At 62.1% G+C, this 23,680-nt stretch carries 26 protein-coding genes; 9 read left to right on the top strand and 17 right to left on the bottom strand.

The genetic code is table 11. From position 1 onward, the window contains the following. Positions 1-2 precede the first annotated feature (2 nt). The 6 genes from gspH to gspM are packed head-to-tail and all read left to right on the top strand — an operon-like array spanning position 3 to position 3,784. Positions 3-470, top strand: a complete 468-nt coding sequence (gene gspH, locus ACX3YF_RS05350; protein WP_130205116.1) for a type II secretion system minor pseudopilin GspH — start codon at positions 3-5, stop codon at positions 468-470. Further along, positions 463-846, top strand: a complete 384-nt coding sequence (gspI, locus tag ACX3YF_RS05345; protein ID WP_458973500.1) for a type II secretion system minor pseudopilin GspI — start codon at positions 463-465, stop codon at positions 844-846. The genes gspH and gspI overlap by 8 nt, the downstream gene beginning before the upstream one ends. After that, positions 839-1,381: a type II secretion system protein GspJ gene (locus tag ACX3YF_RS05340; RefSeq protein WP_130205112.1), complete on the top strand. Its 543-nt coding sequence runs from the start codon at positions 839-841 to the stop codon at positions 1,379-1,381. Before gspI ends, ACX3YF_RS05340 begins: the two co-directional genes overlap by 8 nt. Beyond that, entirely contained in the window at positions 1,378-2,226 is an 849-nt protein-coding gene (locus tag ACX3YF_RS05335) for a type II secretion system protein GspK (RefSeq protein WP_130205110.1), read from the top strand. The genes ACX3YF_RS05340 and ACX3YF_RS05335 overlap by 4 nt, the downstream gene beginning before the upstream one ends. Then, a complete protein-coding gene (gene gspL / locus ACX3YF_RS05330) occupies positions 2,223-3,329 on the top strand; it encodes a type II secretion system protein GspL (protein WP_458973499.1) in 1,107 nt (368 codons plus the stop codon). The genes ACX3YF_RS05335 and gspL overlap by 4 nt, the downstream gene beginning before the upstream one ends. Continuing rightward, entirely contained in the window at positions 3,326-3,784 is a 459-nt protein-coding gene (gene gspM, locus ACX3YF_RS05325) for a type II secretion system protein GspM (protein ID WP_130205106.1), read from the top strand. Before gspL ends, gspM begins: the two co-directional genes overlap by 4 nt. Here the strand turns inward: gspM and ACX3YF_RS05320 are convergent. From ACX3YF_RS05320 to ACX3YF_RS05310, 3 genes are all read right to left on the bottom strand, one after another. Next, complete coding sequence (locus tag ACX3YF_RS05320; protein ID WP_458973498.1) at positions 3,777-4,448, bottom strand: retron system putative HNH endonuclease; 672 nt, start codon at positions 4,446-4,448, stop codon at positions 3,777-3,779. The two genes, gspM and ACX3YF_RS05320, sit on opposite strands and share 8 nt — an antisense overlap. Beyond that, positions 4,445-5,716: an AAA family ATPase gene (locus ACX3YF_RS05315; RefSeq protein WP_458973497.1), complete on the bottom strand. Its 1,272-nt coding sequence runs from the start codon at positions 5,714-5,716 to the stop codon at positions 4,445-4,447. Before ACX3YF_RS05315 ends, ACX3YF_RS05320 begins: the two co-directional genes overlap by 4 nt. A 78-nt stretch (positions 5,717-5,794) precedes the next feature. Further along, a complete protein-coding gene (locus tag ACX3YF_RS05310; RefSeq protein ID WP_458973496.1) occupies positions 5,795-7,072 on the bottom strand; it encodes an MFS transporter in 1,278 nt (425 codons plus the stop codon). A gap of 119 nt (positions 7,073-7,191) precedes the next feature. Here ACX3YF_RS05310 and ACX3YF_RS05305 point away from each other — a divergent pair, with 119 nt between their 5' ends. From ACX3YF_RS05305 to ACX3YF_RS05295, 3 genes are all read left to right on the top strand, one after another. Next, positions 7,192-8,094 (top strand): LysR family transcriptional regulator, encoded by a 903-nt coding sequence (locus tag ACX3YF_RS05305; RefSeq protein ID WP_130205102.1) that lies wholly within the window; start codon positions 7,192-7,194, stop codon positions 8,092-8,094. Between the two features lie 189 nt (positions 8,095-8,283). Then, on the top strand, positions 8,284-8,727 hold the full coding sequence (locus tag ACX3YF_RS05300; protein ID WP_458973495.1) for a DUF2846 domain-containing protein: 444 nt from the start codon (positions 8,284-8,286) through the stop codon (positions 8,725-8,727). 481 nt (positions 8,728-9,208) lie between these two features. After that, positions 9,209-9,472 carry a DUF6124 family protein gene (locus ACX3YF_RS05295; RefSeq protein ID WP_130205098.1) on the top strand — a complete coding sequence of 88 codons (264 nt, stop codon included), beginning with the start codon at positions 9,209-9,211 and terminating at the stop codon, positions 9,470-9,472. A 133-nt stretch (positions 9,473-9,605) separates the two neighbouring features. On the opposite strand, the gene ACX3YF_RS05290 is transcribed toward ACX3YF_RS05295, so the two are convergent. The 14 genes from ACX3YF_RS05290 to ACX3YF_RS05225 are packed head-to-tail and all read right to left on the bottom strand — an operon-like array spanning position 9,606 to position 23,604. Further along, complete coding sequence (locus tag ACX3YF_RS05290; RefSeq protein WP_103404496.1) at positions 9,606-10,832, bottom strand: beta-ketoacyl-ACP synthase; 1,227 nt, start codon at positions 10,830-10,832, stop codon at positions 9,606-9,608. Next, positions 10,832-11,560, bottom strand: a complete 729-nt coding sequence (fabG, locus tag ACX3YF_RS05285) for a 3-oxoacyl-ACP reductase FabG (protein ID WP_458973494.1) — start codon at positions 11,558-11,560, stop codon at positions 10,832-10,834. The genes ACX3YF_RS05290 and fabG overlap by 1 nt, the downstream gene beginning before the upstream one ends. Then, complete coding sequence (locus tag ACX3YF_RS05280; protein ID WP_458973493.1) at positions 11,557-12,030, bottom strand: hotdog family protein; 474 nt, start codon at positions 12,028-12,030, stop codon at positions 11,557-11,559. The genes fabG and ACX3YF_RS05280 overlap by 4 nt, the downstream gene beginning before the upstream one ends. Continuing rightward, on the bottom strand, positions 12,027-13,223 hold the full coding sequence (locus tag ACX3YF_RS05275; protein ID WP_458973492.1) for a beta-ketoacyl-[acyl-carrier-protein] synthase family protein: 1,197 nt from the start codon (positions 13,221-13,223) through the stop codon (positions 12,027-12,029). The genes ACX3YF_RS05280 and ACX3YF_RS05275 overlap by 4 nt, the downstream gene beginning before the upstream one ends. Beyond that, complete coding sequence (locus ACX3YF_RS05270) at positions 13,220-13,837, bottom strand: hypothetical protein (RefSeq protein WP_458973491.1); 618 nt, start codon at positions 13,835-13,837, stop codon at positions 13,220-13,222. The genes ACX3YF_RS05275 and ACX3YF_RS05270 overlap by 4 nt, the downstream gene beginning before the upstream one ends. Further along, on the bottom strand, positions 13,837-14,562 hold the full coding sequence (locus ACX3YF_RS05265; protein WP_458943791.1) for a class I SAM-dependent methyltransferase: 726 nt from the start codon (positions 14,560-14,562) through the stop codon (positions 13,837-13,839). Before ACX3YF_RS05265 ends, ACX3YF_RS05270 begins: the two co-directional genes overlap by 1 nt. Beyond that, complete coding sequence (locus tag ACX3YF_RS05260) at positions 14,559-15,806, bottom strand: NAD(P)/FAD-dependent oxidoreductase (protein ID WP_130205088.1); 1,248 nt, start codon at positions 15,804-15,806, stop codon at positions 14,559-14,561. Before ACX3YF_RS05260 ends, ACX3YF_RS05265 begins: the two co-directional genes overlap by 4 nt. Beyond that, positions 15,793-16,953, bottom strand: coding sequence for a sodium:proton antiporter (locus ACX3YF_RS05255; protein ID WP_458973490.1), 1,161 nt, complete (start codon positions 16,951-16,953; stop codon positions 15,793-15,795). The genes ACX3YF_RS05260 and ACX3YF_RS05255 overlap by 14 nt, the downstream gene beginning before the upstream one ends. Continuing rightward, a complete protein-coding gene (locus ACX3YF_RS05250) occupies positions 16,950-19,289 on the bottom strand; it encodes an MMPL family transporter (protein WP_458973489.1) in 2,340 nt (779 codons plus the stop codon). Before ACX3YF_RS05250 ends, ACX3YF_RS05255 begins: the two co-directional genes overlap by 4 nt. Then, positions 19,273-19,992 (bottom strand): outer membrane lipoprotein carrier protein LolA, encoded by a 720-nt coding sequence (locus ACX3YF_RS05245; RefSeq protein WP_130205083.1) that lies wholly within the window; start codon positions 19,990-19,992, stop codon positions 19,273-19,275. Before ACX3YF_RS05245 ends, ACX3YF_RS05250 begins: the two co-directional genes overlap by 17 nt. Continuing rightward, positions 19,989-20,414 (bottom strand): acyl-CoA thioesterase, encoded by a 426-nt coding sequence (locus tag ACX3YF_RS05240; protein WP_130205081.1) that lies wholly within the window; start codon positions 20,412-20,414, stop codon positions 19,989-19,991. Before ACX3YF_RS05240 ends, ACX3YF_RS05245 begins: the two co-directional genes overlap by 4 nt. Continuing rightward, positions 20,407-21,951 (bottom strand): HAL/PAL/TAL family ammonia-lyase, encoded by a 1,545-nt coding sequence (locus ACX3YF_RS05235; protein ID WP_458973488.1) that lies wholly within the window; start codon positions 21,949-21,951, stop codon positions 20,407-20,409. Before ACX3YF_RS05235 ends, ACX3YF_RS05240 begins: the two co-directional genes overlap by 8 nt. Then, positions 21,932-22,873: an LpxL/LpxP family acyltransferase gene (locus tag ACX3YF_RS05230; protein WP_130205077.1), complete on the bottom strand. Its 942-nt coding sequence runs from the start codon at positions 22,871-22,873 to the stop codon at positions 21,932-21,934. Before ACX3YF_RS05230 ends, ACX3YF_RS05235 begins: the two co-directional genes overlap by 20 nt. Beyond that, positions 22,870-23,604, bottom strand: coding sequence for a glycosyltransferase family 2 protein (locus ACX3YF_RS05225; protein ID WP_458973487.1), 735 nt, complete (start codon positions 23,602-23,604; stop codon positions 22,870-22,872). The genes ACX3YF_RS05230 and ACX3YF_RS05225 overlap by 4 nt, the downstream gene beginning before the upstream one ends. Positions 23,605-23,680: the final 76 nt, after the last annotated feature.

Below are 23,680 nucleotides of genomic sequence, written 5' to 3'. Positions count from 1 at the left end.
CCATGCCACGTCGCTGCCGGGGGTTTACCTTGCTCGAATTGATGATCGTGATCGTGTTGATCGGCGTGCTGGTGGGCATGGTGAGTTTCGCCACCGGCATGAACCCGGCGCGTCAGGCCAGGCAGGAAGCGGATGCGCTCGCGGGCATGATTCGACAGCTACGCCAGCAGGCGGTGCTCGAAAGCCAGGAGCATGGGGTGCGCCTGAGTACCGACGGCTACCGGGCGATGCGGCTCGGTGTGCGCGGCTGGGAACCGGTGTCGGCATTGTATCGATGGCCCGACCATCTGCGCCTGCGCCTGAAACACGACGGTTATTCCGTGAGCCTCGGCGCCGACGAAGGCCCTCCGCAATTGCTGATGCTCAGCAGCGATGAAACCAGCGCCTTCACCCTGACATTCGAGACCCGGGGCAGGGACTGGTTGATCCTGTCCAGCGACGGTATCAGTGAGGCGGTGATCGATGGCTAGGCCGTCGAGCAGGCCTCGCATGGACGGATTCACCCTGCTGGAAATCATGGTGGCCCTGGCGATATTCGCCACCCTGGCGACGGCCGTTCTGTCGGCGAGCCAATACGTCGTGAAGCAGGCTGCAGTGGTCGAGGAGCGCCTGATAGCGGCCTGGGTGGCGGACAATGCTTTGGCCGAATTACGCCTGCAATCCACGCCGGCCTTTGGGCCGCAACAGCGGCTTGTGCACATGGATCGGCGTGACTGGTTCGTACGTCAGCGCGCCCGCAACGGCAGCGACCCGCGTCTGCTCGAAGTCGATGTCGAGGTCAGCCTTGCCGGTCGCGAGCAGGTGCTGCACCGCGCCAGTGGCTGGATACCCAATCGCCATGAATAAGCAGGCCGGGTTCACCTTGCTGGAGTTGGTGATCGCCTTGGCGATCTTCGCCCTGTTGGGGCTGGCCAGCTGGACGCTGTTCGACGGGGTGGTGCGCGTTCAGCGCGGCACCACGGTCCACGAAGCTGAGTTCAGACGTCTGCAACGCGCCGTGGCGGTGATCGAGCGCGATCTGCTGCACGTCACCGAACAGCCGATCATGCTTGGGCAAACGCAGCTGCAATTGCAGCGCGGCAACTGGCGCAACCCACTGGATCAAGCGCGCAGCGAACGCCAAGCGCTGACCTATCGCCTCGACAACGGCGCGTTGTGGCGTGACAGTCGAGCCGAAGGCACGCCGATCGAGCAGCGGCAAAAACTGCTCGAGGATGTCCGGCACTTGAGCTGGCGCCTGTTCGATCGCCAGGCCGGTTGGCGCAGCGATTGGCCGACCGGTCAGGCGGTCGATGCCCCCTTGGCGCTGGAAGTGCAGCTGTCGACAGGCCGTTTCGAGTCGATCCGCCGGGTGCTGTTGTTGCCGGGGGCCTGGCCATGAAGACCAGTCAGCGTGGCATGGCCTTGATCAGTGTCTTGCTGGTCATGAGCCTGGCCCTGTTGATCATCGGCGGGGTGCTGCGCAGCCATCGGCTGTTGCTGCAAAGCACCGCTCAGCAGCTGCAGCAGATGCACTTGAAGCAAGTCGCCCTGGCCAACGAAACCTGGACGTTGCTGCGGTTGCAGGACGCCGGGCAAGCGGCAGGGAACACGGTCGATCTGACTCAGGATTGGGCGACTGTCCGTGGTTACGAGGTTGAAGACACGCAAGTACGGGTGGCGGTCGAGGACCTGGCCGGGCGTTTCAACGTCAATGCCCTGTTGATTCAGGGTCAGATCGATCAGGTCACGCTCAATCGCTGGCATCGCCTGCTGGCATTGCTCGAAATACCTGCACTGCCATTGGCGCAGGTGGGCGCGTTGCGAGAAACGAGTCAACTGCGCCTGCTGCCGGGTATCGACGGTGAACGACTGCGTCGGCTGGAGCCTTGGATCGCTACCTTGCCCAAAGAGGCCGCGCTGAACATCAATACGGCCCCGGAAATAGTCTTGCGATCAATCGACGGCCTCGACGCGGCCACCGTAGCCGCGTTGCTGCGTCAGCGCTCGACAACACCCTGGCCGAGCGTTCAGGCCTTCACCCAAGACCCGACGCTTGAAGGTTTGGGTTTGAGCAGCCATGGCCTGGGCATCGATAGCCGCTGGTACCGGATCACGGTCCAGGTGACCCAGGGGCAAAGCCGTTTGCGCCTGGCCACCGATGTCGAACGCGATCCCAAAACACGCCAGCTGAAGATCCTGCAACGGCGTGTGCTGCCGTCGAATCCCCACGAGATAATTCCATGAAAACCTGGCTCTACCTGACGGCCGAAGGCCTGGCCGCGCCGTCGCTCGACTGGCCCTGTTGTGTCTGGTCGTCGACCGGCCAACGACAGATCATGCCGCTGAACCAGGCGGCGCCGGAACTGAAGGGGCAATCCGTCGACCTGTTGTTGCCCATGGAACTCTGCAGCTGGGTGCGCAGCGAGCCCTGGCCCTCCAGGCGTCGACCCGCTGCACAAGCCATCGCCTTCGCCGTTGAAGAGCAGCTGGGAGAAACGCTGGAAAAACTGCACCTGAGCGTCGGCGCTCGTGACCCAAAAGGGCGTTATCCGGTGATGGTGATCGATCGCGAACGCTTCGCTGCCGTGCTCCAGTTGCTGAAAGAGGTGGGCATCGAAGTGCGTTCGGTCTTCGTCGATGCGGACCGGTTGCCGCAGGGCCAGGCGCTCGGCGTCTGGTGGTTCGGTCGCTGGATGCTCGGCGGCGGTTTGCCCGCTCGTCTGACATTGACCGAGGACGGGCTGGCCCTGCTCAAGCCGGCGCTGCCCATCGATATTGGGTGGTGTGACGAACGACAGGAGATGGCCGATGCGGATCAATGGCTGACCCTGGCGTCGCCACAGGCCATCAATCTGCTGCACGGTGATTTTGCCCGGCAGCGCAATCGCCTGCCCTGGCGTCTCGGCGGGTTGGCTGTGGCGCTACTGTTGGCGCTGGACTGGGGCGCCAGTGAAGTACGAATCCACTTTCTCGAAAGCCAGGGCCGTGAGCTCCACAGCCGCAACGAACAGCAGTTCAAGGCGCTGTACCCGGAACAGACACGCATTGTCGATCTGGCGGCCCAACTCGGCGCCCTGCAAGCCCAAGGCACGGAGCCGCAGCACAGCCGTATCGCCGGCCTGGTCAATCTGGTCGAGCAAGTCATTGGCGCCAGTCCGGTCGAAGTCCAGCGCATCGAGTTTCGCCAGGGTGACGGCTGGAAAATCCAGCTGACCGCCAACAGCTTTGCCGAGCTGGAGTTGCTGCGCGAGCGTGGGCGGCAACAAGGCACGCCTGTGCGCATCGACAACGCGAGCAAGGACCAAAACCGGGTGCAGGCGACCCTGACCGTGGAGCAAGAGGCATGAAGCCAAGCGAGATTAAAGCGGCGACGTTACAGCGCTGGCAGCGTCTGTCCATTCGAGAGCAGCGGCTGCTAGGGGGGCTGAGTGTGTTTGTCCTGAGTGTCGCGGCGTTCGGTCTGGTCTGGCAGCCGACGCAACAACGACTGATGACGGCTGAGCGTCAGTATCAACAGCAGCTGGCGCTGGCGGCCCGACTGCAACAGGCGCGACCGCGCAGTCATGTGCCAAAACCGGCCGATCAGCCCCTGTCGTTGCGCATCAGCGAAAGCGCAGCCACGGCGGGGCTTGAGTTGCAGCAGATGAACAGCGACAACGACCTGCTGCGCCTGACCGTCAGTGGCGACGCCATGACATTGCTGCCATGGCTGGACCGCATCGAACGTGACGGTATTGCGCTGCAATCGTTGACCCTGGAAAAGCGCGACGCCGTGCTGGAGGCGCGGATGGTGCTCAGATAGTCGCGCCTTTTTTGCGCTTGATTTCAGCGGCAAGAAGTTGCTCTGCATAACACGCGATGACATGGTCAAAGGCGTCATGTTGACCGTCTCGCGGGTGACGGTATTGGTGAATGATTGCTTCGAGTTCTTCTATTGAAAAATCATCCAGAAAACCATCATCGAAAATTCCCTTCAGTTTTTCCTTGCGGCGGTTATTCAGAAAACTGATGTTGAGGGCGAGAATGTCGATCATGTTTCTGGCGGACGTATCATTCTGCGTGCTTCCTATTTGCCCTATCAGCGTGTATCTGAAGCGGCTCTCACAGTCTTCCTGTAAGGGCGATATATGGAATTGTTCAGGAAACCTGTTTCCTTTGCTGTGCCCGCAATGGGCGGGTTTTGGTAGTTCGGTCTCGCCTTGGCACGAGGCGTGGAGATTGGTGTAATCCAGATCCAGATGAACAAATGAGTTTTGTGGACGGAAGTGCTCTATATGGCTGGACTGAAGCGTGATTGTATTCCCGCAGTAACAGCAGACATGACCTTGCTCCTGGAGCAGGCTCTCGTGCAGCGCTTGTTTCTCCGGATTGCGCAGTATTGAGTAAGAGGGTGTCCATTCGTCATTGGCTAACGACTTCCACTGGGTAAATGAAGCAGGCTCAGTTCCCTTGATCACTCGCTTCATCGGCCAATCGTCTCCTTACGCCTGAGCAATGCTTCGGCTCTCAGGTATTCGGGCAGATCCGGGGCTTTTCTCTTCAGTGTCTGAAGCAGTCGTTTTGCTTTTTCAAGGTCGTTGTTTTCCAACGTGGAAAACAGTTCAGAAAGCAATGCTTCAATCTTGGGCTCGCGCTGCGCAACGTCCATGACTTCCTCAAGTACGCTGCTGGAATCCAGGCCATAGGTGACGCGTGGGTGTGATGCGTCGCCGTTGTTCAGAATGATGACTTCTTCAGGTTTCAGGCTGCCAATGATTTGAGGCGAGTGGCTGGCGGCTATGAACTGAACTTTGGGGAATGCTTTCTTCAACGCTGGCACGATATTGCGCTGCCAAGCCGGATGCAGATGGATGTCCAGTTCGTCAATGATGACTACGCCTGCGGTGTTTTGCAGGACGTCCTTTCCCATGTGTGGGTTGAGGATGCACATGCGGCGCGCGATATCGGCAAAGAGTGCGACCATGCCGCGCTGGCCGTCGCTGAGATTGTTGAAGGGAATGGTTTTTTCTCCTTCGACATCGATCAACAAGCTTTGAAGTCTAAGGTCGTAGCGAAGGTCTTTTGTTTTCGGTAGAGCTATCTCTATGGCTTGATTCACCCACGCCAATTCGTCTTCGAATAGGGGCGGTGCCGATTTTGCATCCAACAGATTTTGCATTCGTTCGAGTGTCTTGCCGATGATCCAGCTTTCGAAATCTCTTAAATCGGTTACAGCATCAAACCAATTCGTGTATCCATCGAGGCGAGAAATTTTCTGTTGTGCAGCGTACTCAGCCGAAATATTTGCGCCTTTCCACTGGCGATTGGATCGATAAAAAACCAAAACAGGCAACTCGATCCTTTCTCCAAGATCGAATTTTACGAGCTCTTTGTCTGTCGCAAGACCCAGTTCATCGTCGACTAAAGGTGGGAAGTGTTCGCTTGATTGAATGGTTTCCCATTTCTTGACCCCTAGAATCTCTCCCTGAGCATCAAGCCGAAGCGGGAACTTTCGTTCGAAGCGGCTGCGGCCTTCAAATTTGTTGATGACAAAGCGCACGTCGTCCAGAGCTAAGCCGACTGACTGTAGTTTTATCGTGTTCGCATATTCGATAAATGAAATCGCAGCGGCCTGCAACAACGATGTCTTCCCACTCCCGTTAACTCCCACGACCAGATTGAAGCCCGGCTGAAAGTCGAAAGTGGCATCTTCGTAGCAACGAAAATTCTGAAGGTGGAGACGGTCCAGGCGCATTCTGGCTTCCCTTTACCAAGACTGACGAATGCCGTCAGTGTACCTTGGCCCGCGATTACCGCTAGGGCGCAGTTGTGGCTAAACCTTTGATGCGCCCGGCAATGGCGGCAACTTCGCCAGTTTCAGCGCGACCAGCAGCGCCACCAACAGCAACCCGCCGATGAACAAACCGATACCGTTCCAGCCGCCCAGGTGCCAGAACACGCCGCCCGCCGTGCCGGCAATGCTCGACCCGGCGTAGTAGCTGAACAGGTACAGCGACGATGCCTGGCCCTTGGCTTTGGTGGCGCGGCGGCCGATCCAGCTGCTGGCCACGGAGTGGGCGGCGAAGAAGCCGAAGGTGAACACCAGCATGCCGAAGATCACCAGCGGCAGCGCGGTGAACATCGTCAGGGCAAGACCGGCGAGCATCAGCACGATGGTGCTCCAGAGCACCTTGCGCCGGCCGAGCTTGTCAGCCAGCGAGCCGATTTTCGCCGAACTGTAGATACCCGACAGGTACACCACCGACAGCAGCCCGACGAAGGCCTGCTCCATGTGGTACGGCTCGGCCAGCAGGCGATAACCGATGTAGTTGAACAGCGTGACGAACGCGCCCATCAACACGAAGGCTTCGAGAAACAGCAGCGGCAGCCCGGCGTCGCGAAAGTGCATGGTGAAGCCATCGAGCAGGCTGCGCGGGTGCAATGAGCGGGCGCGGAAGTTGCGCGACTCGGGAAGGATTTTCCAGAACACCGCCGCCGCAATGAACGCCAGGCCACCGATCACCAGCATCGCCGTGTGCCAGCTGACGAAGTCGATCAACACCCCGGTAATCAGTCGCCCGCTCATCCCGCCGATGGCGTTGCCGCCGATGTACAGGCCCATCGCCAGGCCGATGTGATGCGGGTGAATTTCTTCGCTCAGATAGGTCATGGCCACCGCCGCCAGGCCACTCAGCGACAAACCGATCAATGCGCGCATCAGCAGCACCCCGTGCCAGCTGGGCATCATCGAACTGGCGATGGTGCACAGTGCGGCGGCGAACAACGCCGCGACCATCACCGGTTTGCGCCCGACGCGGTCGGAGAGGGGGCCGGTGATCAGCAGGCCGATGGCAAGCATGCCGGTGGCCACCGACAGGATCAGGCTGCTCTGTGCCGCGTTGATCGAATATTCGTGGGACAACAGCGGCATCATCGGCTGCACGCAGTACAGCAGGGCAAAGGTCGCGAAGCCGCCGCAGAACAACGCCAGCACCGTGCGCATGAACGCCGGCGTGCCTTTTTCGATGTAGATCTCCTTGAGTTCAGCGACGACATCGTCCTGTACGGCAGGCGGAACTTCATGGGCAAGCGGGGCGACAGCAGTTTTCACGTTGGACCTCGGAGGGGCGCAGCCGGTCAGGCAATGAAAAAAGCATATAGCTGGCTAATGATTCAATCCAATATATTGTTCGACCTGTTTGATAGCTTCTACGACCTAATGGAAATCCCATGGAATTGCGTCATCTGCGCTACTTCATCGCCGTCGCCGAAGAACTGCATTTCGGCCGCGCCGCACAAGTGCTGGGCATCTCGCAGCCACCGCTGAGCCAGCAGATTCAGGCGCTGGAGCAAGAGGTCGGGGCGCGATTGTTCGAACGTACCAATCGTCGGGTCGAGCTGAGCGAGGCCGGTCGACTCTTTCTCGAAGAGGCGCGGCTGGTGTTGGCCCAGGTCGACAAAGCGGCGGATGTCGCCCGCCGGGCCCAGCTCGGTGAGTTGGGTGAATTGAAGATCGGTTTCACCTCGTCGGCACCGTTCAACTCGACCATTCCCCAGGCGATTTTCTCGTTTCGCCAGCGTTTCCCGGCGGTGCACCTGAACCTGCGGGAAATGAGCAGCACCCAAGTGGCCGATGCGCTGGTGGACGAATCGATCGAGGTCGGGATCATGCGGCCATTGGGCCTGCCGGACTCCCTCAGCGTGGTGGAGCTGATGCGCGAACCGCTGGTGGCGGTGCTCAGCGCCAAGCACCCGTTGGTCAAGGACAGTGAAGAGGGCTTGTTCCTGTCGGCCCTGGCCCTCGAGCCTTTCGTGTTTTTCCCGCGCAGCTACGGCAGCGGCCTGTATGCACAACTCCTCAGCCTGGCCCGCGATGCCGGCTTCAGCCCGCACTTCGCCCAGGAGGCCGGTGAGGCGATGACCATCATCGGCTTGGTGGCGGCGGGACTTGGGGTCTCGGTATTGCCGGCGTCCTACCAGCGGATGCGCATCGATGGCGTGGTCTATCGACCCTTGCTCGACCCGGCGGCGGTGTCGGCGGTGTGGCTGGTGCAGCGCAAGGATCAGAAATCGCCGATGGCGAGGGCGTTTGTGGAGTTGTTGACGAGGAAGGTTGAGGGGTTAGGGGCGTGAGCAAACCGTTGTATCGGGGACATTTCAAGTACCGGATCCGGCTTGGTCGTTGAATAGACTCGATTAACGACCCAGGCAGGAACAGCGGGACGCATAGGTTGACTGAGTGCCTGACGCCATGGCGCTTCATTTTTTTTGAGTATGGCCGATAACCGTCTTCGGACTGCTCAAAAACCATGGAGATACAGGATGTTCAAGCAACTAACCTTCACCGCTTTGCTGGCATTGGCCGCGCTGACCGCTGGATGTGCTTCGGTAAAAATGGCCGATGACTCTCAGGACGCTCAGGCCAAGACGTTCCAGGTGACTTCGGGCAAAGCCAATATCTACGTTTATCGTAACGAGAGCATGGGCGCCGGAGTGAAAATGCCAGTCACGCTCAATGGCAAACCCGTGGGCGCGACAGTTGCCAAGTCCTACCTGATGTTAGCGGTCCCGGCTGGCCAGCAAACGCTGGTCTCTTCGGCGGAAAACGATTCGGAACTGAAGCTCAACGCAGAACCGGGCAAAAACTACTTTGTCTGGCAGGAAGTGAAAATGGGCTTCATCAAGGCCCGCAATAGCCTGCAAGTTGTCGATGACAAAACCGGCCGTGCGGGTGTGACTGAAAGTAAGTTGATTCAAGCGCAGTAAGTACCCGGACGGTTTTCCGTCGGACCTGTAGGAGCCGGCTTGTCGGCGAAGGCGGTATGTCCGCCGGCATCTACTTCGCCTGACGCGCCGCTTTCGCCGGCAAGCCGGCTCAGGCTCATTGTTGTTTCAATGGTGTTTGTAGGACGTTTCCGAACGTATATGCAGGGAGGCTACGGCGCCTTGCGTCAGGGCTTACAACTACTCCAGAATCCGCCGGCTTGTGCGCTTCGGGGGCCATCGCTAACTTGATCGGCGTCACTGATGGTCAGTGATCGGGTTTAGTAGCCCGCGTTTTCACTAAGTGCATTTGCGCTCCTGATAGGCAGGTATATCCGTACCTGCTCTTGACGGTGGCTGTGCGCAGGGCGCCTTCGGGCGCGCCGGTTTGGTGAAGACACGGTCTACTAACCTGCGTACAGCTGCCACCCTTTTGATGAGTCGCGATGAGGTGTCGGCCCGATCTGCTACAGGACGCTTAATCATGACCGATTCAGACAATTCACCGGACACCGGCCCGCACGCGCCACACCGGCCGAACAGCATCTTCCTCATCGACCCCGATATCGACAACCACACCCTGCTGGAACACGCCTGTGTGTCCCTGGCCTCCGCCAACGTGATGGCCATGGATTTCGCCAGGTACCTGAAGGGGTCGCAGAGCGACACCCTGGTGGGGATCCAGCAATTGATCATGCTGGGCGAGCTGGCGGTGAACCGGGTGCTGGATACACTCGACCCACCATAACCATTGTAGGAGCGAGCTTGCTCCGGGCGGCGTTCCGACGATGGACGTCAATGATAACGCGTGGTGCCTGAATGACCGCGGCGTTCGGACGTCTTTCGCGAGCAGGGCTCGCTCCTACAAAGAAGGATATTGCTTACGCCCAGCGCTTGAAAATCAACGAAGTATTCACCCCGCCAAACGCAAAGTTGTTGTTCATCACGTACTGGTTGCTCATCTGCCGAAACTCGCCGCGCAGGTAATCCAGCTTGCCGCAGTGCGGGTCGACTTCGTCGAGGTTGAGGGTGTGGACGTACAGGTCGCGGTTCATCATTTCGATGCTGAACCAGGATTCCAGTGCACCGCAGGCGCCGAGGGTGTGGCCGAGGAAGCTTTTTTGCGAGCTGATCGGCATGTGCTCGCCGAACAGGCTGCTGGTGGCCAGGGTTTCGGCGATGTCGCCCTGTTCGGTGGCGGTGCCGTGGCCGTTGACGTAGCCGATGTCCGACGGCTTGAGTCCGGCGTCTTCCAGCGCCAGTTCCATGGCCCGGCGCATGGTGACTAGCTCCGGACGGGTGGTGTGCTGGCCGTCGGCGTTGCTGCCGAAACCGACGATCTCGGCATGGATGTGCGCGCCACGGGCCAGGGCGTGCTCCAGCTCCTCCAGCACCAGCATGCCGCCGCCCTCACCGATTACCAGGCCATCGCGGCCCTTGTCGTAGGGGCGCGGGCTGGTTTGCGGGGCGTCGTTTTTCAGGCTGGTGGCGTAGAGCGCGTCGAACACCATGGCCTCGGTCGGGCACAGTTCTTCGGCGCCACCGGCCAGCATCAATGGCAGGCGTCCGAACTTGATCGCTTCATAGGCATAGCCGATGCCCTGGCTGCCGCTGGTGCAGGCGCTGGACGTCGGGATCAGGCGGCCGGTGAGGCCGAAGAAAATGCTGATATTGGCGGCCGTGGTGTGCGGCATCATGCGCACGTAGGAGTTGGCGTTCAGGCCCTCGGCGACCGAGTTGAGCAGCATGTTGCCGAACGCCTTGATCTCGTCGGTGCTGCCGGTCGATGAGCCGCAGGCGACGCCCATGCGTCCGTCCTTGATCGATTCGTCGCCCAACAGCCCGGCGTCGGCCAGCGCCATCTCCGCCGCACCCACGGCAAGCCGCGACACCCGGCCCATGCTGCGCAGTTGTTTGCGCGTCCAGTGGCTTGGCACCTTGAAGTCGTCGATGGGGCCGGCCAGACGGGTGTTGAGTTCGGTAAAGCGATCCCATTCGTCCATGCGCCGGATGCCGCTGCGGTTGGCCGCGAAGTGGCCGACGATGGTTTCCCAATCGCTGCCCAGGGACGTGATGCCGGCCATGCCGGTGACGACGACGCGCTTCATCAGCACAGGCCTCCGTTGACGGCCAGAACCTGCCGGGTGATGTACGAGGCTTCCGCCGACATCAGGAAATTCACCGCGCTGGCCACCTCTTCAGGGGTGCCCATGCGTTGAGCAGGGATCATTTTCATCAGTTCTTCCACCGGCACGTTTTCATCGAGCATGGCCGTGTCGATCAGGCCAGGTGCGACACAGTTGACGGTAATTTTGCGCTTGCCCAACTCGATCGCCAATGCCTTCGCCGCGCCGATCAACCCGGCCTTCGAGGCGCTGTAGTTGACCTGGCCACGGTTGCCGATCAGCCCGGACACCGAGGTAATGCAGACAATTCGCCCGGCGGCGCGACGACGGATCATCGGCATCATCACCGGGTGCAGCACGTTGTAGAAACCGTCGAGGTTGGTGCGCATCACCACATCCCAATCATCCTCGCTCAGGGCCGGAAAAGCACCGTCGCGCGTCAGGCCGGCATTGAGCACCACGCCGTAATAGGCGCCGTGGGCCTCGACGTCGGCTTCAAGGATGGCTTTGCAGCGGGCGCGGTCGGCCACGTCGAATTGCAGGATGCGGGCCTGGCGCCCCAAGGCTTCGATGTCGGCCTTCACGGCTTCGGCGTCTGCCAGGCCGCTGCGGCAATGCAACACGATGTCATGCCCGGCCTGGGCCAGGCGCAGGGCGATGGCGCGGCCGATACCACGGCTGGAACCGGTGACCAGTACGGATTCAGTCATGGTTGTGTTCCTTGTGAAGAGCCTTCGGGCTCGGAAAGATATTGAGTCGGCTGGGGCGGGCGATACACATTCAGACGGGCGGTGGCGTGAATGCCCGGCGCATTGATGTGGCATTCGAACACGCCCATGCCGTTATCGTCTTCGAGCGAGCGGAGGCCGTGGATGGTCAGCTCGGTGCCGGCCGGGAAGCTTTCGACATTGCATTCGAATTTACGACTGCCGAGCAGGAAGCCGAGCGCTACGGCATCACCGCGCTGGCGCGCATGGCAACCGGCGAAGGCGGCGACGCTCTGGGCCATCAGTTCGATGCCGACCCAGGCCGGCACGCTGCCGTCCGGCTGGCTGAACAGGCCATCGGGCCTGACGGTGAGGCGCGTGTGGATCTGCTCTTCATCGAACGCCAGGATCTGTTCGATGAGGATCATGTCGCCAGCGTGGGGCAGCAGTTCGGCGAGCGGCCAGTCAATCATGGGGCGTCTCCGATAATCAGGCTGACGTTGTTGCCACCGAAAGCGAAGGAGTTGCTCATCAGGTAGCGGGGACCAATGGACGACAGGCGCGTGGCCGGGGTCACCCAATTCAGGACGGGCAGTTCAGGGTCTGCCTGGCCGTCCCAGATGTGCGGCGGCAAAGCGTGCTCGCGATTGCCGGTGCTCAGGCTCAACCAGCAGAACGCCGCTTCCAGCGCCCCGGCGGCACCGAGGGTGTGGCCGGTCATGGGTTTGGTCGAAGAGCAGGGCACCCCTTCAGGGAACACGGCCGCGACGGCATGGCTTTCCATGGCGTCGTTGTGTGGGGTGGCGGTGCCGTGCAGGTTCAGGTAGCCGATCTGTTGCGGTTGCAGTCCGGCGCGATTCAAGGCTTTGCGCATCGCTTCCTGAGCTCCACGGCCGCTCGGTTCCGGTGCGGAAATGTGGTGCGCATCCGAGCTGGCGCCGCTGCCCAGCAGGGCAATCGGTTGACCGTCGCCGGGCTGCTTGCTCATCAGGAACAGCACGGCGGCTTCGCCGATGTTGATGCCGTTGCGGTGGCGCGAAAACGGGTTGCAGCGCTGCCCGGACACCGCTTCCAGCGCCGAGAAACCGTTGAGGGTCAGCTTGCAGAGGGTGTCGACACCCCCGCACAGCACCACATCGCACACGCCCAGGTCCAGCAGACGCTGGGCGCTCATCAGGGCACGGGCGCTGGAGGTGCAGGCCGTGGAGATCACGTAGGCCGGCCCGCTCACCTGCAGCCAGTCGGCGAGGAAATTGGCCGGTGCACCGAGTTCCTGTTGTTGGTAGTCGTAGTCGGCCGGGAACTGTTGGTCGCGAATGTAGTGGGCCAGGCCCTGGCTGGCTTCGTCGATGCCCGAGGTGCTGGTGCCCAGCACGATGCCGATGCGATCGCGGCCGTAGGTCTGGATCGCGCGATCGATGTCCGGGCGAATTTGCAGGGCGGCTTCCAGCAGCAATTGGTTGTTGCGGCTGCGCTGCCGGATCAACTCGGGTGGAATCGCCGCCAGCTCGCCTGCGACCGCGCCTACCGGCAACGACCGCTCCGGTACCCAGCCGGCTTCGCTGCGCATGCCGGAGCAATCGCCGGCAAACAGGTTGCGCGCGACTTCCTGCTTGTCGCGGCCCAGGGCGCAGATCACGCCGAGGGCGTTCAGGTAGGCGGTCATGGTGCCTCCCCGCTCAGGGGCGTGACTTGGTATTTCGGGCCTTTGGGCAGGTTCAATTCAAAGCTCATCGGTTGTGAATAACGAACGTCCCAGCGTTCGGGCAGGGAGCGTTGCGCGCCATGTTGCCAGGCAGCGGGATAGTTGCCCTGTAACTCGTCCTTGGGCGTCAGGGCAAACAGCAGCGCCGCGAACAGCTCCCGGGCTTCGGGGTTGGGCGGCAGCAGGCCGTCGGCGTGCCAGGTTCCGTTGACCAGCTTCTGGCGTGCCTGCGGGATGCCCAGCAGGTCCATCATCGACCAGCGAATGCCCGGGCCTTCACGCTGGATCACCAGCACCCAGTCCTGGCGTTGTTCGGCCTGCAGGCGCTGGATGTGCAGTTGCAGCGGCAACGACAGGTCCGGGGTTTGCGCGGGCAGCGGCGGCTGGCTGGCGCAGGCGCTGAGCAGCAGGGCTGCGGCAACCAGCAAAAATCGCAGAACACCCGCTATCCCTGTGGGAGCGAGCCTGCTCGCGATGACGGCATTACAGTCGGCATTCAGGGTGACTGATCCACCGCTATCGCGAGCAGGCTCGCTCCCACAGGTCATGCATGCTGAGTGACGGATGGTGAACATCAAACTCCACCTTTCAACGGTTTGCGCGCCACCACATTGACCAGGGTTTCTTCCCGTTGGCCAAAGGGTTTTGGCTGGCACAGACCCAAGCGTTCCAACAGACCGAAATCCTTGGCGCGGCTCCACCACAGGTACGGATAAGACACATTGTGCGGACCGAATTCAAAACCCTGGCCTCGGATCATCTCCAGGTACTGTGCGGCACTTTTTTGCACGTGCATCGGATGCCGGAACAACCAGCGAATCACCCAGGTATCGATGTAAGCCTCGGTGGATTCGGCGAACATCAGGTAGCCGCCCGGCTTGAGCACACGGTAGAACTCGGCCAGTGCCTTTTCCTGCTCCACCAGATGATGGAACGTCTGGTGACAGAACAGCAGGTCGACGCTGGCGTCCGGTACGGCAAGGGTGGCGCAGTCGCTGCCGATCAACTCCACGGCAATACCCTGATAGACCGCTTCTTCACGGCTCTGGTTCAGGCTGTGGGGGTCGGCATCCACGCCAATCAGACGTTCGGGCATGAACGTCTGCTGCAGGTGCTTGAACGACTTGCCTTGACCGCAGCCAGCGTCCAGCAGCACCGGATGGCTCGGCAGCGCCTCGCTGAACAGGCTGCGCAAATCGTCGATCGCCACCCGCAGCACGCGGTACTGCCAGGTGTAGCTGCGCAGGAACCACAGGCCGAAACGGGTTTCTTCGACGTAGTTGTCGCTCAAGTAGCTCATGTCGCATCCCGTGCGCAGAGTTGGGAAATCACTTTCAGGCGGCGTTTGGCTTCGCTGACGAACGGGTTGCGCTCGTCCCAGGCGTAGCCGGCCAGAATCGAGCTGATCATGCGGCGGATCTCCCCGGCGCTGCCCTCGTGGTAAATCACGTCCTGGAAGGTCCCGGCGTACCAGCCCTCGACGTAGCAACGAAAGGTATCGACCCCGCGCTTGAGCGGCTTGGCGAATTCCTTTTCCCAGTCGACGGTTTCGCCTTGCAACTGCCGGTGCAGGACGCCGGCGGCCATGCTCGCCGAACGCATGGCAATGGTCACGCCGGACGAAAACACCGGGTCGAGGAACTCTGCGGCATTGCCCAGCAGCGCGAAGCCCGGCCCGTGCAGGCTTTTGACGTTGGCCGAATAGCCGCCGATGGACCGCGCGGGCGTATCCCACACCGCGTTGTTCAGCACGCCGGACAGGCTGGGCGTCTCGGCAATGAAACCGCGCAGGCAATCGTCCAGGTTATCGGTACGGCCCTCGAAATGCTCCGTGGCAGCGACCACGCCGACCGAGCAGCGGCCGTTGCTGAACGGGATGGTCCAGAACCAGACATCGCGTTTGTCCGGATGGGTGGTGACGAGGATCTTGGTGCGGTCGAAGGTCGGGCTGTCGATGCCGTCTTCGATATGGGTGAACACCGCCTGGCGCACCGGGAAATTCGACGGCGCTTCGAGGTCGAGCAGGCGCGGCAGCACACGACCGTAACCGCTGGCGTCGAGCATGAAGTCCGCCTCGATGCGGTACTCGCTGCCGTCCTCGCGACGCACGCCGAGCTGCGGGTGCGGCAAATCGACCTCGACACTGACGATGGCTTCGCCGTAGCGGATTTCCACGCCTTGCAGCGCGGCCTGATCGGCCAGCAGCTTGTCGAAATCGGCGCGCTGGACCTGGAAGGTCGTCGGCTTGCCCTGGGTAAAGGTGTCGCCGAAATCAAAGGCGCTGTAACGCTCGCCCCAGGCAAACGCGGCGCCGGTTTTCACCTGGAATCCCGCCGCATTGACGGCGTCCAGCATGCCCGCCTCTTCGACGAAGTCCAGACAGTGCGCCAACAGGCTTTCGCCAATGGAAAACCGTGGGAAATGCTGGCGCTCGATCACCAGCACATCATGACCCTGGCGTTTGAGCAGCGCGGCGGCGATGGCACCCGAAGGGCCTGCACCGATGACCACGATCTGGCGACGTTCCATTTCAACGGTTGGCATGGGGGCTCCTTGCCGGGGCGGCAGCTTTCAGGGGAATCCGGTGCATGCCGGCCAGTGCCGGCAGCAGGGTCGCGATCAGGCCCATCAGCATCAGCGCAAAGTACAGCGCCGGGCTGATGAGCTGTTGTTGCAACAGCAGGTTGAGAAACACGATCTCGCTCAAACCACGAATGTTCAGTAACACGCTTTCCCGCCAGCGGCTGGCGCCCTGGAACGAAGCGCCGGCCCAGCCGAGGCCGAGCCAGTTACCGAGCATTTTGCTGGCGATCGGCAACAGCAGCAGGGCCGCCAGTTGCACCCAGCCAAGACTGTCCATGGCGCTGTGCACATTGATCTGCACGATGCCGAACGTGAGGATCAGCGGGATGGCGATGTAGGTTTGCAGGAAAATCATCCAGCGAACCGGAAACGGCAGTATCAGCGGTGCCTTCAACACGGCCATCAGCAGCAGGTAACCGATACCGAAAATCAGCGCGTTGAGCTTGTAGTGTTCGGCCACCACCAGCAGCGCGAAAAAGCATCCGCTGTACAGCCATGCCTGGCGCAGGCCGAGCAGGCGCAGCAGCACCGGCAGACAGGCGCCGGCCAAGGGCAGCAACAGGCTGCTCAAGTGCAGGGTGCCCTGGGCGATGGCGAACAGGGTCCAGCAGGTGAGGTCGATGAGGATCGCCGTCTGCACCAGGCGCCGGGTGGCGGCGGGCGGGTAATTGATATGCCGCAGGTACAGGTACAACACCGGAATCGCGGTAATGGCGAACAACAGGCCGACCGCCAGCGAGCTGATCCACGGCTGTGGCGGCAACAGCCAGAACGCCGTGGCCAGGCCGCAGGCAAACGGAATGCAGAAACTCGGCAGGGCGATTTTCAGGCTCTGGCGATCCAGGTGCAGGTCGATCACGTCGCTGAGGATGTAACCCAGCAGCAGCGCGAAACTCAGGCTGTAAAGGTTTTTCAGCCAGATCGGCGACACCAGCGCCGCACCGCTCAACTGCCAGTGGGGTTCGATCCAGAAGTACATCAGCAGCGGCAGGCCGAGGGTTGCCAGAAGCAACTGGCTGACGATCGGGATCAAGCCCAGATGCCGACCCAGTCGGGTCGCCACAGCGAACAACGCCATGGCCATCGCCCAAAACAACGCGACCATCATTGTGCCGGCTCCTCGAGGGTGGGTGATGGCCTGTGTTTTCCGGCCCAGGGGGCGAGCATGAAGCTGAAGATCAGGCCCAGGCTGACCGACAGACCGAAGTTGCTCACCGCCGGCGTGCTCGACACCGCCAGCAAGCCGAACGACAGCCAGGTGGTCAGCGCCGCCAGCAACGTGCCCAACAGGCTCACGGCGGCGCCGCCAACCTGCTCACGCATGAGGATCGCGTAATCGACGCTGATGGCCGTCACCAGCAGCAGGCCGAACAGGCTGAACAGGGTCAACGGCTGCCCCAGCCAGCCGAGGCTGGCGAGGCTGCACAGCGCGGCCAGCAGCGGCAGGGAAACGATGCGCAGCGCGCCGCCGAGGCCGAACGGCAACATCAGCACCAGCACGATCAGTGCGCAGGAGGCGAGTTTCAGTTCGGCGGCACTGATCTGGGTGGCGGCGAAAACGTTGTTCAGTTCACCGAGCCGGTCGACCAGCTGCACCCCTGGCAGATCCAGTGCCTGGATGCGCAGCAGTGACGGGTTGTTCAGGCCTTGCAGGCTGACCATTGCCGCCACGCCATCATCGGTCGGCCCCAGCCACAGCGCCCGATAAGGTTCGGCCAGGGGCCCGGCCAGGACGGCGTCGATGTCTTCGGTGGGCAACGCCTGCAAGGTTTTCAGCTCCGCTTGCAGCGCCTCGGCCGGCACGCCGACGTCGAGCAGCGGCTGCCAGACGCCCGGCAAGGTGCTCAATGCTTCGCGCACCCGGTGCTGTTCACTCGGCGGGCTCACCAGTTGGGTGAGTGACAGGTAACCCTGAAGCTTATTCAGGTTGATCAGCTGATCCAGGCGTTCGCTCAGGGCGGTCTGGCGTTCGAGCAGTTGCTGTTGATTGGCCGCGCGCACCAGGAAGAACTGACTGGTGGGCTGATAGCCGGTGATGCGGGCAATGGTCTGGGCTTCGTCGGTCAGTTGCTGCGGTGCGCCGACCCACTGGCGAATGTCATTGCGGGTCCCGAGGTGCAACAGGCCGCCGACGCAAAAGGCAATCAGCAGGGCAAACAGCACGGGCGTGCGCAGGCGCTGGAGCAACGCTTCACGAACTCCCAGCAAAAACTCGCAAACCCGCAATGGCCATTGCGCCGGACGCAGCTCTACACCCTTGAGCAACGCCGGCAGCAGGCACACGGCGGACAAATAGGCACCCAGCAGACCCGCCGCAGAGAACACGGCAATCTGCGTCAGCGCCGGGAATGGCGTCCAGGCCAGGGCCAGGTAGCCGATGGCGCTGGTGATCAGGCTCAGGGTCAAACCGGGCAGGGTCAGGCGCAGGGCCGGCCAACTGTGCCAGGGTTTCAGGCTCCAGCTCTTGGACAGGTAATGCAGCGGGTAGTCGACCGCCACGCCGATCAGGCTCGAACCGAGCACCAGCGTCATCACATGCATGTGGCCGAACACTGTCACGCAAGCCACCGCGCCGAACAGCATGCCCACCAGCACCGGAACAAACGCCAGCAACACGCGCCAGCGGCGGAAGGCCAGCAACAGCAGCAACAGAATCCCCAGCGTGGCGCCGCCGCCGACCCAGGTCATCTCACGGGCGGCTTGTCGTTGCCCGTTGGCGGCGTACAGCAAGCCGCTGGCCGCGAGCAGTTGCACGTCAGACTCGGCCGCTTGTTCACGACTGTGCTGGAGCAGGTCGGCCACTTGCAGCGGCAGGTTCATGTCGAAGGCGTTGCCGGTGGTTCGCGCGCGCAGCAGCACCCAGCTTTTGCCATCGGCATCGGCGATCAAGGCACCGCTGCCGATGTCCAGTTGCACCGAACCGTGCTGCGGCTGGCTGTTCTGGATGCGCCCGGTCAGGCCGAGCCAGTCGTCCTGGCTCGACACCAGGCTGAAACCGGTGAAGGGGTCGAACAGCGCCTGCACCCGTTGCTGGATAAAGGCGTCGGGGTGCTCAATCAATTGCTGGCGATCTGTTGCCGACAGCATCGCCAGTCGGCCTTGCAGCAGTTGCGTGCGCAAGGCCGGCAAGTCGGCTTGCAGGTTCCACTGGACCTTCTCGAACAGCCCGCTGGCCTGCCATTGATCGCCCAGTTTCTGCGCCATGGCGATGGCTTGCTGGCGGTCGGTATGGCCGACCAGCACCAGCATCTCGCGGTTCAGCGGTTCTTGCATGCGTTGTTCGGCGCGCAGTTCCAGCGCGTCCGGCGTCGTGCCGGGCACCAGTTCCATCAGGTTGGCCGACAGCGGCGCGCCGTCTCGCCATTGCCAGCCGGCGAGCGCCAGTACCGCCAGCAGCAGGACCAGGAACAGCCGTGGAAGCATGCGCTCACTCGGCAAAGTCATGTTGCTCCCCGTCGCTCAGCGGTTGGGCGCTGGTGCTGTCCTGCATGCGCAACAAGGTGCTGTCGCCCTGGGTTTCCAGCAGCTCGATGCTGTGCACCCGTTCGCCGCCGGTGATGTTGATCTGGGTGAACACCTGCTTGAGCAGCATCGAGCGCGGCACCAGCGTCAGTCGCCAGTCCTGCGCTTCGCCGCTCAGCGACAGTTCGAAATCCCGTTGCAGCCCGCTGCTATCGCCTTGCAGGACGGCGAGGAACAGACGGTTCTGCTCGGCCCCGGCGCTCTTGCCCGGCAACATCTGCCAACCGCTGGCATCGCGCCGGGCAATGCCTTGGTCGGTGATGCGGTAATCCTGTTGCAGCGGCGTTTTGAGCAGCCACAACAGACCGTGGTTTTTCGCCAGGACAAAGGTGCCCTTGCTGGTCAGTGGTTGGGGCAGTGCGCGCAGGTGTTTTTCCTGGATGAACTGGCCATGGATCACCTCCGGTTTGGCCAGTTGATCGCTGAGCTGTTGCAGGTCGAAGGCGTTGGCCAGTCCCGGAATGCCCAGCAACACGCAGAACACGGTAGGCGCGAGCCTGCTCGCGAAAAACCTGAGAGCGCCGCGGAGTGTCAGGTGCCCAGCGTCATCGTTGACGACCATCGCGCCGGTGCGACGATTCGACAGGCTCGCTCCTACAGGGGAACGGGGTAGGCAGACAATCATGCCAGCATCCTCTCGACAGCGTCGGTGAACACCTTTGGCGAGGCCAGCTGCATTTCGCGGTTGTGCATGTTGACGGCCACCTGCACGGAAACGGCGCGGGTCAAGCGTTCGCCGGTTTCCACGTCACTGATCAGGTAGTTGATCTTCAGACGGTTTTCCCACTCCACCAGATTGGCCCGCACGTTCAGCTTCTGGCCGAACACCGCGCCGCGTACGTAGCGCAACTGCAGGTCGATCACCGGCCAGGCATAGCCCGAGTCGGACATGGCGCTGTAGTTGTGGCCGATCTTGTCGAGCAAGGCGCAGCGGGCGACTTCCAGGTATTTCACGTAGTGGCCGTGCCAGACGACGTTCATGCTGTCGACGTCAAAGAACGGCACGAGGATTTCCGTATCGGTGTGAAGCACTCCCTTGCTACGCATGCAGCCTCCAGTGTTGTTCGGCGATACGTTGCAGGCACAGGCGCAATTCGCCTTCCAGCGCGCGGTCTTCGATGACCGGCGGGAAGTCCTGGGCCAGTGCTTCGTGCATGGCCGCCAGGGCCGGTGGCAGCGGCCGGGCGTCTTCGGCCTGGGCGCGCAGCCAGACGCCCTGGTTGGCGGCCAACAGCGTGGCGGCGGCGACCTGTTCGGTCAGTTCCAGTACGCGAATCGCATCGCGGGCGGCAATGGTGCCCATGCTCACCTTGTCCTGGTTGTGGCACTCGGTGGAGCGCGAGAACACGCTGGCCGGCATGGTGTTTTTCAAGGCTTCGGCAGTCCAGGCGCTGGTGCCGATCTGCACCGCCTTGAAACCGTGGTTGAGCATCGCGCGGTCGGCGTTGGCGCCGGACAGGTTGCTCGGCAGACCGTGGTTGTAACGCTCGTCCACCAGCAGCGCGAGTTGTCGATCCAGCAGGTCGGCGACGTTGGCCACGAGGTTTTTCAGGCTGTCCATGGCGAACGCGATGTGGCCGCCGTAGAAATGCCCGCCGTGCAGCACGCGTTCGGCCTCGGCATCGATGATCGGGTTGTCGTTGGCGCTGTTGAGTTCAACCTCGATGAACGACCGCAACCAGTTCAGGCTATCGGCCAGCACGCCAAGGACGTGGGGCGCGCAGCGCAGGGAATAGCGGTCCTGCAAGCGATGCAGCGGTGCGGTCGGCGCGTCGATCGCCAGGTCCTTGCGCAGCCACGCGGCGACTTGCATCTGCCCCGGGTGTGGCTTGGCGGCGAACAGGCGTTCGTCGAAATGCTCCGGGTTGCCTTGCAGGGCGACCACGTTCAGCGCGGTGATGCGCGTGGCCAGTTGCAGCAGGTAATCGGCACGGGCGTAGGCCAGGCAAGCGAGGCCGGTCATGACGGCGGTGCCGTTCATCAGGGCCAGGGCTTCCTTGGGTCGCAGCACCAGCGGCTGCCAACCGAGTTCGCGATGCACATCGGCGGCCTGGCGGCGTTCGCCGCGGAACATCACTTCGCGCTCGCCGGACAGGGTCGCGGCGACATAGGACAACGGCGTCAGATCGCCGCTGGCACCCACCGAGCCTTCTTCCGGAATCAGCGGCAGGATGTCGTGTTCGAGGAACGCTTGCAGGCGCTCCAGCAATTCCACCCGAACGCCGGACACGCCGTGGCACAGCGACTGCAAGCGCGCCGCCAGCACGGCGCGAGTGGCCTGGGCGTCGAGCAGTTTGCCCAGCCCGCAGCCATGGAAGGTGTACAGATGACGCGGCAGCGCTTCGACGTGATGCAGCGGCACCGCCACCACGCAGGAGTCGCCGTAACCGGTGGTCACGCCATAGATCACGCCTTCCTTGTCCAGCAGGGAGTCGAGGAATTGCGCGCCCTTGGCGATGCGCCGGCGGAACTCGGGGTCGCCTTGCAACTGCGTCGGCACCTGACGGTTGGCCAGGGCCAGCACGTCTTCGATGCGCAAAGGGAGTTCGCCGAAAGTTACCGGCTCAAGCGTTGGCGTCGTCATCGGTCTTCCAGAAAGGGTAAAAGTTGAACCATTGTTGAGGGGCTTCGAGGCAATAGTGACTCAGGCGCTCGGCATAGCGGGAGGCCCACTGATGAATGACCTGCTCGCGGTCGCTGCGCTTCCAGGTGATGGCGTCAGCGAACGGTTCGAGGGTCAGCCGATAGTCGCCATCGGGCTTCTTCAGGCACAGCAGCAGGTTGACCGGGCATTTCAACAGGCCGGCCAGCAGCCACGGCCCCTGCGGGAATTTCGCCGGGTGGCCGAGGAAGTCCACGGTCACGCTGCGCCCGCCATGCAACGGCACACGGTCGCCGGCGATGGCCAGCCACTCGCCGCGCTCCAGGCGCTCATGCAGTTGCAGCATGATCACCGGGTCCAGCTCGCTGACCTGAATCAGGCGCAGGTTGGTCGCCCCCGCTTCGCCCAGCAGACGGTTGAAATGCTCGGCGTGCTTGGTGTGCACCAGCACGTTCATCGTGACCTTCTCGCCGATTTCCGCCAATGCGCGGCACACTTCGAGGTTGCCCAGGTGCGCGCCCACCAGCATCTGCCCGCGAGTGCCGCGCAACTGGTTGCGCAGCAATGCCGGGTCGATGATTTCGATCTGCTCGATGCTCAGCTTGCCGTTCCACACGTCGAGCTTGTCGAGCATGGAATCGGCGAAGGCCATGAACTGGCCAAACACCCGCCACTGGTTCGGCCGCAACTCGGGGCGAGCGCTCCAGTCAGCCAGTCGTTGCTGGTACTGCCAGGCGCTGTGGCGGGCGCTGCGGCCGAACAGGAAAAAGTACAACACGATGCCGTACAGCAACGGGCTCAACAGGCGCCGACCGAGCACCTTGGCGGCGAACGCGGTGAATTTCATCAACCAGAAGCTGCCGCGTTCCTCGCGGTCGGCCCAGTGTTGCTTGTCTGTGTTCATGCGCGCCACCGTCGCCAGAGGATCAGGGGCGAGCGCAGCAACATGCCAAAGAACAGCCGGGTGTGCATGCTCGAAATCAGTACGTTGTCGTGGAACATCCGGAAGTGCGAAACGCCGTCCAGCGGGTAATGGACTTTGGTTTGCAGCCACTCCATGGGCAGATTGCGCCAGGCCAGGCGCACGAGGATGTCCGAGTCGAAATCCATGCGCTTGCCGATTTTCGTCGAATCGATCAGCGCCAGCGTCGGCGGCAACGGATAGACGCGGAAACCGCACATGGAGTCGCGAATCTGCAACGACAGGGTGTTGATCCAGACCATGACGTGCGTCAGGTAGCGGGCATACAAGCGCCCCTTGGGCACGCTCTCGTCGTATTGCGGATAACCGCAGATCACGGCGTCGGGATGGGCACGGGAGAGTTCGATAAAGCGTGTGACGTCCTGCAGGTCGTGCTGGCCATCGGCATCCACCTGCAAGGCGTGGCTGTAACCCAGACGCGACGCTTCACGCAAGCCAGTCATCACTGCACCGCCCTTGCCCTGATTGGTGGCGAGGCGGATCAGGTGAACGTCGTCGCGCAGGGCCAGTTGATCGAGCACCCTGGCACAGGCGGGGCTGCTGGCGTCGTCCACCAGAATGCACGGCAGATGACTGGCGAGCAGGGCGTCGACCACGGTGGTGATCGCGGTTTCATGGTTGTAGACCGGGATGACGGCGCAGGGGTTATGCATGTTGGCTTTCACCCGAAAGTCCGAGGTGAGCCCATCGCGAGCAGGCTCGCTCCCACAGAGGCGCTGCGTTGTTCAC

This window comes from Pseudomonas fluorescens group sp. PF-69, assembly GCF_054481235.1.
The sequence above is the reverse complement of the archived record's forward strand: the minus strand, read 5'-3'. Positions and strand labels throughout refer to the sequence as shown.